Consider the following 12,832-nt stretch of genomic DNA (forward strand, 5'->3'; position numbering starts at 1 on the left):
AAATTGCCTATTTATTTAGAGGTTAAAATAAGAAGAAGGGGCTTTGCAGCCCCTTCTTTCATTTTTTATTGTTTTTCAGACTGTTACCAATTTTCAAAACGATAATGACTTATTTTAATTGAAAGTCATAAATTTGAAATATGGTTGATCTTCAGGCTGAACTTGGAAATTGATTTTGTTTACCATACCCCAGTTCAATACTTGATTGTGAACTGGAAGGTGAACAACGTCTTTTTGATGTTGTGCCCAAATATCAGCGATCAACTCATTACGCTTATCCAAATTTGTTTCGGAAGATAGAGCAACGATCTTCTTATCAATTTCAGGATTAGAATAACGGTTACCGTTATAAGAACCAGATTTTTCGCCTTCTGTTTGCATTAGGAAGTTGAAGATATATGCAGAGTCAAATGTTGGAACACCCCAACCAAGCATATAGAAGTCTGTTGTACGTTTTGTAATTTGAGGGAAATGTTGTGCTTTTGGTTTCGCATCTAGGGTTACACGGATACCAATTTGACCCAACATACCTACTGTAGCCTGACAAATTGCTTCGTCATTTACATAACGGTTATTTGGACAATGCAATGTAATTCCAAAACCATCAGCATAACCAGCATCAGACATCAAACCTTTTGCTTTCGCGATGTCATATGGTGGAATAGCATCTAATTCTTCTGTCCAACCATTTACGAATGGAGGCATAATAACCCCTGTTGGATCAGATTGACCGCGCATTACGACTTTTTTGATCGCTTCACGATTAATTGCCATGTTCATTGCTTGACGAACGCGAACGTCAGCTAGTGGGTTTTTGCCTTCAACGTCATCATTTACCAAATCAGCATCGCCTTGGTTCATGCCGAAGAAGATAACGCGATTCTGCGCACCAGTTTCGAGCTTCAAACCGTCAGTGCCTTCTACGCGACCCAAATCTTGTACCGGAACATCTTGAATGAAATCTACGTTACCAGCAAGCAAAGCAGAAACACGTGTCGCAGCTTCTTGAATTGGTGTGTAAATGATTTCAGTTACTTCTAACGGGAAAGTACCTTTACCCCAGTAGTTTTCGTTCGCACGAAGAACTGTTTTTTCATCTTGTGCACGGCTAACCAAAATGTATGGGCCTGTACCGTTTACAGAACGCACACATGCATTATCACCGTTATTTTTGAAATCTTGTGGTACTTCACAATTTTTAGATTTTGTCCAACCCTCATCCATCATGAAGGTATTTGTTAATACGTTCGGTAAAAGTGGGTTCGGACCATGTGTCTCAATATGAACAGTATAGTCGTCAACTTTACGTGCATCTTTAATTGTATTGATTACACCGCGCATTTCAGCAGTGTCCATCAAAGCACGCTTAATTGAGAAAACCACGTCATCTGCATTGAAGTCTTCTCCATTATGGAATTTAACGCCTTCACGTAATTTAAATTCCCATACGGACGGGTTATCAGTTGCAGCCCATTCGGTAGCCAGTGTTGGAATAATTTTACCAGTCATATCTCGCATAAGGAGAGGTTCATACATTTGATGTGCAAGACCGTGTGTTGCACCTTCATTTTGTGAATGTGGATCAAGTGTTAAAGAATCCCCTTTACGTGCCCAACGTAGAGTTTCTGCATTTGCGGCGGTCATCGCAGTTGCAGACATAAGGCCAGCAGCTGCCGCCAAAATTAACAATTTTTTCAATGTATTCTCCCTCAGAAAGAAATTTTATTTTTTTAGTGACCATTGATGATCATCTCTTAGACCAATTTTTCGTGCTTTAAGAATCAATTATAAAATCAGTTCCTGCAGCCTTCAAAAAATCCAGTCAAAAGATGAGCACGACTAGCTTGTAGAGTCAACCGTGTAATATACTGAAATAGACGCATATGAGATAGTTATGTCGCAATTGAAAATAAAAAAATAAAAAAATTAGTTTCCTTAGTATTTTATTTCACAATATTTGTGATTTTACGATTACGATCTCTCTTTCGTTTTATCAAATTTAACATCTGGATGGTTCTGAATCTGATGATTCAGCTCCCATCCATTTCGGGCTAAAAAGACAGGGGCGCCGTCACGGTCTTCACCCATTGCTGAACGATTTGAATCCATAAATGTCTTCAATTTCGCAGAATCTTCACTGCTTACCCAACGCGCTGTTTCAAATGGTGCTGTTTCAAGAGATACATTAATGGAATATTCTTGTTGAATACGTGTAACCAAAACGTCTAACTGAAGCTGGCCGACAACACCCACAATCCAGTTTGCACCTAAAGCAGGTTTAAATACTTGGGTTACACCTTCTTCAGCCAAACTTTCTAAAGCTTTTTGAAGATGTTTTCCCTTCATTGGGTCATCAAGTCGGACACGACGAAGAATTTCTGGTGCAAAATTTGGAATACCTGTGAAACGAATAGTTTCACTTTCGCTTAGTGCGTCACCTACACGTAATGAACCATGATTTGGAACCCCGATAATATCTCCTGGCCAAGCTTCTTCCGCTAATTCGCGATCCTGGGCAAAAAACATGATTGGGTTATAAATCGCCATTGGTTTGCCTGAACGTACATGTTTCAATTTCATACCGCGTTTAAATTGACCAGACACCAATCGTACAAAGGCGATGCGATCACGATGGTTTGGGTCCATATTGGCCTGAACCTTAAATACGAAACCAGTTACTTTATTTTCACCGGGATCAATCACGCGTTCTTCGGTCGGTTGTGGACGTGGGGAAGGGGCAGCCATACCAATACCGTTTAGTAATTGGCGCACACCAAAGTTTTTTAAACCACTACCAAAGTAAACAGGACATAAATGTCCTTCGCGATAGCTGTCCATATCGAACTGCGGACAGGCTTCCATAGCGAGCTCTGCTTCTTCTTGTAAGCGCTCCCATTGATCAGCGGAGATCATATCGCCAAGTTTAGGGTCATCTGTACCTGACATTTCATGAAGGACAGGACCATCTTCTGTATATTCTACGAAATGATTCTTATGCAGATCATATACACCACGGAAATCGATACCTGAACCGATAGGCCACACCATTGGCGCACAATCGAGTGCGAGTGTCTCAGAGATTTCATCCATTAATTCAAATGGATCTTTGGTTTCACGGTCCATTTTATTAATGAAGGTGATAATTGGAATGTCACGTAAACGACAAACTTCGAATAATTTCTTTGTTTGCGGCTCAATACCTTTTGCGGCATCAATGACCATAACTGCAGAATCAACTGCTGTTAAGGTGCGGAATGTATCTTCGGAGAAGTCTTCATGGCCCGGTGTATCAAGCAAGTTATATGTGTTTTCGCCATCAATGAAGGTCATCACAGATGTGGTCACAGAAATACCACGTTGTTGTTCGATCTTCATCCAGTCTGAACGTGCGCGGCGACGGTCACCCTTTGCTTTCACTTCGCCAGCCATGCGTATCGCACCGCCCATCAACAATAACTTCTCAGTCAATGTGGTTTTACCAGCATCCGGGTGAGAAATGATCGCAAAGGTTCTACGTGAATCTGCTTCGGCTTTTACATTTGGGGCAATTGCAGGGCTGGCCATGCGTGTTACTCCTAAAGAAATGAGAGGGGACTTAATATTGGGGAGGGTCATAGAGACTTAGACCCATAAACTCAAGTAATAATATTACAAGCAAGAGAAATTATGGTTCTTGAAGGATTTCTTGGACAACTACATTTGCTTGCTCAAAAGCTTCTTCACTTTCACCATCAATTTCAATTCGCAGGATATCTCCTTCATCAGGATAAGGGAGATCATGTCGTTTTAAACGTTGTGCGATTTCTTCTTCACTTTCACGTCCACGTGCTTTTAGTTTTTTGAAACTTGTATCAAGTGGTGTTTCGATATGAAAAATTCGTACAGGAAAACCAAATTCACGTGCTTGTTCGACCATTGTGCGGGATACGTTGATCATCACATGTTTGCCATTTTGCAATTCGATCAAGGTATGGCCAGGGATGCCGTAGCGATGCCCGTGCGTATGCCAGTGAAGGGAAAAAGCACCACCTTCTTCTGCGTTCGCAAAAGCTTCGATAGTCGCATGGATATGTGTTTCATCGGGCATGTGAACAGCACGTGTAATCACGCGGTTTGGAAAATGAAATCGTTCATCAGTTTCATAGGTTTCACGAAACCGTCTAAGAAGTGGTCCTTTGCCGGACCCGCTGGGTCCGACAAAAAGGAACAATGTACCTGATTTGGTTTTGTCATGATCTGTAGGATTGGCCATGACATCTCCATCCCTATTGAGGTTCACGTGGTAATGTGCACTTTATTTTAAGTTGTGCCTTATTGGCTAGGTAGCGCACTGCTGGAAATAAACTTAAGGAATTTTCCACCTAAAACCAAGCTTTTAATTGCTTCAATATCTGGTGCAAAATAACGATCTTTATCATAATAAGGTGCTTTCTCACGGATCATGGACATCGCTTCTAGCAAGTCAGGCGAGGTTTTCATTGGTTTATGGAAGTCAATTCCTTGAGCTGCTGCCAGTAATTCTACGGCGACAACACCAGCCACATTTTCTGCAATGTCAGTTAAACGACGCGCGGCAAATGTGGCCATGGATACATGATCTTCCTGATTTGCGGATGTAGGTAGCGAATCAATACTTGCAGGATGAGCTAAGGTCTTATTTTCACTTGCCAAAGCTGCAGCTGTAACCTGTGCAATCATGAAACCAGAATTAACACCTCCGTCTTCAACTAAGAACGCTGGTAAACCGCTAAGAGCAGGATCCATCAATAGGGCAATTCGACGCTCAGACAAGGCACCGATTTCAGAAAGTGAAATGGCTAAAACATCTGATGACATAGCAACAGGTTCTGCATGGAAGTTCCCACCGGAAATCACGTCACCATTATCCGTAAAGACGAGAGGATTGTCAGAAATTGCATTGCTTTCTATTGCAAATGTATTGGCTGCGAAACGCAAATGATCCAGACAAGCACCCATGACTTGTGGCTGACAACGCAGGGAATATGGATCTTGAACACGATCGCATTCCAGATGGCTGTTACGAATATCGCTTCCTTCTAATAGGTTACGATAAAGTTCTGCCACGTCAATTTGACCGGAATGCCCACGTACAGTTTGAATACGTGGGTCAAATGGTGCATCTGATCCCATAGCTGCATCCACAGAAAGAGAACCACCAACAATAGCCGCTGCAAATGTGTTTTCAGCGAGGAATAAGCCCGCCAAAGCTAAGGATGTGGAAGCTTGGGTACCATTTAACAAAGCTAAGCCTTCTTTTGGACCAAGATCGACTGGTTCTAAGTTAAGCTTCTTTAACCCATCGGAGGCTGGGATAGTGGAACCTTGATAATCCACATCGCCAATCCCCAATAAAGCACATGACATATGCGCAAGCGGACCAAGGTCACCTGATGCACCTACGGATCCTTTTTCAGGGATAACAGGATAAACTTCATTATTATAAAGAGTTACAAGGTTTTCCAAAACTTTCCACTGAATGCCTGAATGCCCGCGGGCCAATGCATTTACCTTCAACGCCATGATTAAACGTACAACGGAATGACGCATTGGTTGACCAGTACATGTCGCATGGGACATAACAAGATTAACTTGTAATTCCTTTAATTTATCCGCCGGAATGCTAGTACGTGCAAGGCGGCCAAAACCAGTATTGATACCATAGACTGTTTCGTCATTATCAATGATATCTTTAACAGTTTTAACAGATGCTTCCACAGCAGGACGCGCCGCAGAATCGAGTTCGATTTTTGCTCCATCATAAATTGCACGACAATCCGCGAGTGTTAGATGACCAGGAGTGATTTTGATTGTTGTTGTCATTTTCGTAAATCCGTTAAAATCTTATTTCATCATTGGTAAGTTTAGACCGTGCTCTTTTGCACAATCTTTGGCGATATCATAGCCTGCATCTGCATGACGCATTACACCTGTCGCTGGGTCATTCCACAGAACACGACCAATACGTTCAGCTGCTTCATCCGTACCGTCACAGCAAATCACCATTCCGGAATGTTGGGAGAATCCCATACCAACACCACCGCCATGATGTAGACTTACCCATGTAGCACCGCTTGCAGTATTTAATAATGCGTTTAGGAGAGGCCAATCTGATACAGCGTCAGAACCATCCATCATCGACTCAGTTTCACGATTAGGGGATGCAACAGAACCACTATCCAAATGATCACGCCCAATGACGATAGGTGCTTTTAACTCTCCATTCTTAACCATCTCATTGAAGGCAAGGCCAAGTTTATGACGTAAGCCTAATCCTACCCAACAGATACGTGCAGGTAAGCCTTGGAAATGAATGCGTTCTTTCGCCATATCCAGCCAATTATGTAGATGAGGATCATCTGCGATGATTTCTTTTACTTTCTGGTCTGTTTTATAAATATCCTCTGGGTCACCACTCAAAGCAGCCCAACGGAAAGGACCAATTCCACGACAGAAGAGGGGGCGAATATAGGCCGGTACAAAACCGGGGAAGTCAAAGGCATTCTCAACACCTTCCTCTAATGCGACCTGACGGATATTGTTACCATAATCAACTGTTGGAATCCCCATATGGTGATAATCCAACATTGCCTTTACATGCACCGCCATTGATTTCTTAGCTTCGCGGGATACTTTTGCCGGGTCATTTTGACGTGCATCTTCCCATTCCTGCAATGTCCAGCCTGCAGGTAAATAACCATTTACTGGATCATGGGCAGATGTTTGGTCCGTTACCAGATCAGGTTTGATCCCTTGTTTCACCATTTCAGGAACAATGTCAGCTGCATTACCAAGCAAGCCAACAGAAATAGCTTCGCCATTCTCAACCGCTTCATTGATCATCTGCATTGCTTCTTCTAAGCTATCTGCACGTTTGTCTACATAGCCTGTACGGATGCGAAAATCGATACGACTTGGCTGGCATTCAATCGCAAGACAACAGTAACCTGCCATAGTTGCTGCTAGTGGCTGTGCACCACCCATACCGCCGAGGCCTGCGGTTAAAATCCATTTCCCTTTGGTATTACCACCAAAATGTTGACGACCTGCTTCTACGAAAGTTTCATAAGTCCCTTGTACGATGCCTTGGCTGCCGATGTAGATCCAGCTACCTGCGGTCATCTGGCCATACATCATTAAGCCTTTTTTATCCAACTCGTTAAAGTGATCCCATGTCGCCCAGTTAGGTACTAAGTTCGAATTTGCGAGAAGAACGCGAGGAGCATTAGAATGAGTTTTAAATACACCAACAGGCTTGCCGCTTTGAATAAGAAGTGTTTCATCTTCTTCCAATTCTTTAAGAGATTTTACAATAGTGTCGAAGCTTTCCCAATCGCGTGCTGCGCGGCCAATTCCGCCATATACCACTAGTTCATGAGGATGTTCAGCTACATCTGGATCAAGGTTATTCATTAACATGCGCATTGGCGCTTCTGTTAACCAGGATTTACAATTTAGTTCAGTACCTGTTGGGCTTTGAATTGTTCTTGCATTATCTAATCGAGATGTATTGGACATATGTCGACCTTTCTAAGAAAACTTAGAAATCGACAGCCTCTTTACGGGAGTGAAAATGAGCCCCCAAGCTGTAGCGATTTCCGGGATGATAGAGTTTTGCTACAGAAACAACTTGTCCAGATGACCATGTGCGACGATTAAGAAGTAAGCATGGTTCTCCATCTTTCATTTGAAGATGGGTAGATGTTTCTGCAGATGGTAGTTGGGCTTCTACAAGATGCTCAACCTCATCAGCCGGATTTGTTGCAACCAGATATGCATTAGGCGTGGTTTCAGCGAAATCACATTCTAAATAATCTGGCGCTGTTTTGGGGTTAACCAAACGATCTTCCAACTGTAAAGGTAAACCATTCTCCTTGTGAAGCAGGATGGTATGAAACAAGTCGTCACCTTCAGAAATATAGAAGGTTTGTGCCTGATCCTTAGAGGCTTGAACTGTTTCTTTCATAATGATTTCAGTGGAATGTGTATTGCCGCGTTCACGGATGTCATCGGCGATATTACGTAATTCCAACAAAACGGATGCAGGTTGAGGGCCCGCAACAAAGGTTCCTAATCCCTGTACACGTCTTAAAACACCTTCGGCGGTTAACTCACGTACTGCACGATTTACAGTCATGCGGCTAACGCCAAGCTCTTTTAGAAGTTCGTTTTCTGACGGGATTTGAGAATCAGCAGGCCATTCACCGGAACGGATATGGTGAATAATATGATCTTTGATTTGTTTATATCTTGGTTGATCAGTCATATTTAGCCTCGTTTTGTAAGTTGTATATACAAGTAAGTTTTAAAGATCGTCAATATCTTTTTTTGCCACTATATAGCATAGATCATGAATTGCAGAATCTTCAGCAATTTGCCATAGTAATTTCAAGAAGTTACCTCAATGAAATAAAGTTACAGGGCGAACTGGGGGTGAAAATGGATAGTGATACGCGCAGTGAGCATTTCAGGAAGTTAGAACACCTGATTAATGTGAATCGATTAGTCGATGCAGAAGGTATGGTGAAATCCATGCTATCGGAGAATACACGAGATGCTGATGCACTTAATTTTTACGCAGTCATCGCTTATAAAGCAGGACAATTACCACAGGCAATTCAATTTGCTGAACAGGCCGTTTCAATTGAACCAGATAAAGTTCAAATTTTAAATACGATTGGTTATTTAAAACGTGTTGCAGGTAAACTTGATGAAGCACAGGGATATCTAGCGAAAGCGGTTTCATTAGATCTAAATAACGTAGAAGCCTTAAATAACTTAGGCATCGTATATTTTGAAAATAATAACTTCAATGAAGCGATTAAAGCATATCACCAAGCATTGAATATTGATAACAAAAGAGCTGATGTTTTAAATAATCTTGGAAATGCATTGGTCAGATGTGAAAAGTTTGGTGAGGCCTTAGATGCATTTGATGCCGCAATTAAAGTGTCTCCTGAATATGCGCAAGCTTGGTCTAATAAAGGAGAGACAATCCTTAGGCATATGGGCTTAGGCGAAGAAGAGCGCCAAGAAAAATACCGTGAGTGTATTGAAAAAGCCGCTGGTCTTGCGCCTGATTGGTTAAGCCTTCAGTATAAATACGCAAACTTATTGTCTGGAAAAAAAGAAAACGAGAAAGCAGAACAGGTTCTGCGTGATAGTCTTTCAACCATTAACTTTTCTATCCAACATGTGCCTATGATGGTTCATTTGGCTCGATTACTTGATAATAAGGTGGAGCTGGACGAGGCACTGTTATGGGTAAGGCAAGCATTAATCTTTGATCCTGATAATATTGGCGCCCTGCAAGTAATGGCACATATTTCGTTACGTATTGGACATCCTGTTGAGGCTATTCAACTTTATAAAAAAGCAATTTCGTTAAAACCTGAACTTGCTGATCTGCATTATGGACTAGGAAATGCCTATATGCGCCTTGAACAAATTCAAGAAGCTTTGGACTGTTATCTTAAAGTACATAATATGGATCGAAATAACCCACGTGGTGTTTTTGCGCCTGCTGCTTGTTTACTTTTAAATGGGGAATATGAAAAAGGATGGGCAGCTTATGAATCTAGATACAGAGTTGATGGTTTTAAACCTAATGTACCAAATGTAATGGATCGACTATGGGATGGATCACCCTTAAAAAATAGACATCTTGTTGTTCATGTAGAGCAAGGATTTGGGGATACATTTCAATTTTGCAGATATCTTGAGGTTTTAAGAGAGCGGGAAGGAAAGGGATGCAAAATTACCTTGCTGTGTGAACCTGAAACAATCAGGTTACTGGAAAATCTAACAGGTCCTGACGAAGTTCTTTCCTTAGGGGATAAGCATCAAATTAAATATGATGTGCAGATTCCTTTACTATCTTTACCTCATCGCATGGGGACAAGTTTACAGACAGTCCCTGCTAAAATACCTTATGTCACAATTCCCAAAGAATGTAAGAATACTCTTAAAAAAGTAGATGGTTCCGAATTAAAAGTTGGTATTGTCTGGGCCGGACGCCCCACACATTCAGATGATCGATATAGAAGTGTTGATATAAATATTTTTTCTAAGATTTTCGATGTTAAAGAAGTTACTTTTTACGCATTACAATGGGGAGAGCGGGCAGGGGATTTAAAGCCATGGCTTGATACACATGCGAATGTTGTCGATGAACGCGAAGGATTGAAAGATTTTGCAGATACTGCCGGCTTAATTGAACAGCTTGATCTGGTTATTGCTGTTGATACATCTGTTGCTCATCTTGCAGGTGCTATCGGTAAGCCTGTATGGACGTTAATTCCTTATGGCGCTGAATGGCGATGGCTCTTAGGACATGAACGTACACCATGGTATCCAACGATGCGTTTATATAGGCAAAAAGTCCTGGGGCATTGGGGACCCGTCTTTGATCGTTTGAAACAACATTTATATGACGTCTTAGAAGAGAAGAAATCTGAAAATTAACTGTCTTTACTTAGTCGTGGCAACGAAAACGCCATCCCAATCTTGAGGTGGTGGTGTATCGCGATAGGTTGCAACACGTTCTAGATAGATATCATAGAAGTCATCCATAATCGTATCGACGCCACCTTTTAGGGATGATATTTGTTTCTCTACCAAATCCCAATTTTGAGCACGGAAATTTAAAATCATTTCATCATGCTTTTCTTTATGCTCATTGAAATGCTGCATATCCATTTCTTCACTACTGCCAAGCAAAGTGAAAATCTGAACAGCTTCTGTTTTACCTTTTACCGCAATAAGATCCAATTCAAGGATTGCATATTCATCACTGGCCTCTGAGGCTGTTTCCGGTCCCAAAACAATTCCAACACCATAACTTTTTGATTGCCCTTCAAGACGCGCTGCAAGATTCACTGCATCTCCAAGAACTGAATAGTCAAAACGTTGATCTGATCCCATATTTCCAACAACACAATCACCAGTATTTATACCTATACCGATATTAAGTGGGAGAAATGGGAAATTTCCCTCTTTTGCTTCTTGTTCTCTGACTGCGTTTAGCTCTTTTAGAGACTTGAACATAGCAAGGGCAGAAGCACATGAGTTATGCTCCTGATCAGGGGCTGCAAGGGGGGCATTCCAAAAGGCCATTATGCAGTCACCCATATATTTGTCGATTGTGCCACGTCTCTCCAAAATCTCATTTGTAAGTGGTGTTAGAAGACGGTTGATCAGACGAGTAAGGCCTTGCGGGTCCTCTTTATAACTTTCTGAAATCGTGGTGAAACCTCGTACATCACAAAATAGAAGTGTCATTTTCTTGGTTTCGCCACCAAGGGCAAGTTGATCAGGATTTTCAGCTAATTGCTCAACTAAATCAGGAGATAGATACTGACCAAATGCGGTTCGTACCTGTTTCTTTTCTGCTGAGTCACGTGCATAGTTTGCGAAAGTCAGCATAGCATAGATAATGACCACTGAAGCACCGGGATAGGTGATATCCAACAGTAAAAGTTCATTCACATATAGATACCAACTTGAACCGACTAAACCACCAAGCACTAAAGTTAATCCGCCCAGCGTCCACATCGGTCCAACCCGCGGAATAAAGAAAATCATCAATATGCCGGCTAGAAAAAGGACACCCATCTCAAACCCCTGCATTTTTACAGGATAGGCGAGATATTTTTTTTCCCAAATTGTTTCAATCATATTGGCATGAACTTCTACACCAGGAAGGCGTGCGTTGATTGGTGTATTACGAATATCCAGTAGACCGACCGCTGATGTGCCTACCAAGAAGAGGCGCCCTGCTAATTTTTCCGGACCAACACGATCATTGAGAATATCTGTTGCGGACACATACCAACGTCCACTGTTATCAACCTGATTAAACAAATCTGATTCTGCGAAATATACCCAAACTTGACCACGAGGGTCTGTTGGTATGATGTAATTGCCTTGAGGGGTCTGTAATCTTACATCTTCTACACCACCGTCATTTACGGTAACAACGATAGAGTTACCACCAAGTGCAACATTTAAAACTTCTACGCCTAATGCTGGTTTGGGGACACCTTCGATGACAGAAACTGCAGGAACGCGCCTAACAACTCCGTCTACTTCTTCCTCAACCGAGAAAACGCCATGTCCGGTAGCAGCTTGTTCTAAAACAGGAATATTGTGAACGAGAGTAGGTTGGTTAACTAAATAGGATTTAGGGTCAAGTTCAGTATCAATGATACGTGTATCTCTAAATCCCTTAACGGAACTATCATGGGCATCGAGCACTTTTTCTGTACTCGAATCTGTTTTTTGGCTGGCTTGGCCCATAACAACACGAAATGTCCGCATGACATTGGCCATGGTTTCATCGTTACTTGGCAAGGATTTAAGATTTTTGACTGTTTCAGGAGACGCACCACGCAGATTTTCTGCAATTATAGACGGATTGGTTTTGTCAGGTTCAGCAAAGACAACGTCAAAGCCTGCCACAACAGCGCCAGCATTTCGCAGCTTTGCAAGAAGTTTTGCGATTTTATGGCGCGGCCAAGGCCACTGACCTTCTTCTGCCAGGGTACGTTCATCAATATCGACAATACCAACGATGGGATTTTGTCCGGCAGGCGTTGTTATTTCACGTGGGGCAAGACGGTTGTATAAGTCGAAAGTTTTCAGTCGAAGCGCTTCAACCGGATCAGGATCTAGAAAACGAATTCCAGCCATAGACAGTAAAATCAGAACGGCACCATATGTACCGATCTTTCGCCACCACCATGCGGCAGCTCGACGGTTTTTTCCTTCAACGCTTTCGGTTTCGGATTCTTCGTTAGATAAACTATCACTCAAA

Annotated in this window: 8 protein-coding genes; 1 reads left to right on the forward strand and 7 read right to left on the reverse strand. The window is 42.0% G+C overall.

All coding sequences use genetic code 11. From position 1 onward, the window contains the following. Positions 1-114 precede the first annotated feature (114 nt). The 6 genes from ACOQOA_RS18210 to hutC all read right to left on the reverse strand — a co-directional run bounded on the left by ACOQOA_RS18210 (position 115) and on the right by hutC (position 8,284). A complete protein-coding gene (locus ACOQOA_RS18210; RefSeq protein ID WP_420550015.1) occupies positions 115-1,698 on the reverse strand; it encodes an ABC transporter substrate-binding protein in 1,584 nt (527 codons plus the stop codon). 273 nt (positions 1,699-1,971) lie between these two features. Next, a complete protein-coding gene (locus tag ACOQOA_RS18215; protein WP_420550016.1) occupies positions 1,972-3,564 on the reverse strand; it encodes a peptide chain release factor 3 in 1,593 nt (530 codons plus the stop codon). A 100-nt stretch (positions 3,565-3,664) separates the two neighbouring features. After that, positions 3,665-4,252, reverse strand: a complete 588-nt coding sequence (locus ACOQOA_RS18220; RefSeq protein ID WP_420550017.1) for a hypothetical protein — start codon at positions 4,250-4,252, stop codon at positions 3,665-3,667. Between the two features lie 59 nt (positions 4,253-4,311). Then, positions 4,312-5,841: a histidine ammonia-lyase gene (gene hutH / locus ACOQOA_RS18225; protein WP_420550018.1), complete on the reverse strand. Its 1,530-nt coding sequence runs from the start codon at positions 5,839-5,841 to the stop codon at positions 4,312-4,314. A gap of 21 nt (positions 5,842-5,862) precedes the next feature. Then, a complete protein-coding gene (gene hutU, locus ACOQOA_RS18230) occupies positions 5,863-7,536 on the reverse strand; it encodes a urocanate hydratase (RefSeq protein WP_420550019.1) in 1,674 nt (557 codons plus the stop codon). A gap of 22 nt (positions 7,537-7,558) precedes the next feature. Beyond that, the gene (gene hutC, locus ACOQOA_RS18235; protein ID WP_420550020.1) at positions 7,559-8,284 is read right to left on the reverse strand and encodes a histidine utilization repressor; all 726 of its coding nucleotides are present in this window, start codon (positions 8,282-8,284) and stop codon (positions 7,559-7,561) included. A gap of 173 nt (positions 8,285-8,457) precedes the next feature. On the opposite strand from hutC, the gene ACOQOA_RS18240 reads away from it, so the two are divergent. Then, a complete protein-coding gene (locus ACOQOA_RS18240) occupies positions 8,458-10,482 on the forward strand; it encodes a tetratricopeptide repeat protein (protein ID WP_420550021.1) in 2,025 nt (674 codons plus the stop codon). A gap of 6 nt (positions 10,483-10,488) precedes the next feature. On the opposite strand, the gene ACOQOA_RS18245 is transcribed toward ACOQOA_RS18240, so the two are convergent. Beyond that, positions 10,489-12,831, reverse strand: coding sequence for a CHASE2 domain-containing protein (locus ACOQOA_RS18245; RefSeq protein WP_420550022.1), 2,343 nt, complete (start codon positions 12,829-12,831; stop codon positions 10,489-10,491). Position 12,832 lies beyond the last annotated feature (1 nt).

Source organism: Curvivirga sp. (assembly GCF_965219885.1).
Classification (GTDB): Bacteria; Pseudomonadota; Alphaproteobacteria; order UBA8366; family Aestuariispiraceae; genus Curvivirga.

Coding starts and splice junctions, on each gene's coding strand:
- ACOQOA_RS18215 (WP_420550016.1), bottom strand. CDS start 3,564: ATGGCCAGCCCTGCAATTGCCCCAAATGTAAAAGCCGAAGCAGATTCA.
- ACOQOA_RS18220 (WP_420550017.1), bottom strand. CDS start 4,252: ATGGCCAATCCTACAGATCATGACAAAACCAAATCAGGTACATTGTTC.
- hutH (WP_420550018.1), bottom strand. CDS start 5,841: ATGACAACAACAATCAAAATCACTCCTGGTCATCTAACACTCGCGGAT.
- hutU (WP_420550019.1), bottom strand. CDS start 7,536: ATGTCCAATACATCTCGATTAGATAATGCAAGAACAATTCAAAGCCCA.
- hutC (WP_420550020.1), bottom strand. CDS start 8,284: ATGACTGATCAACCAAGATATAAACAAATCAAAGATCATATTATTCAC.
- ACOQOA_RS18240 (WP_420550021.1), top strand. CDS start 8,458: ATGGATAGTGATACGCGCAGTGAGCATTTCAGGAAGTTAGAACACCTG.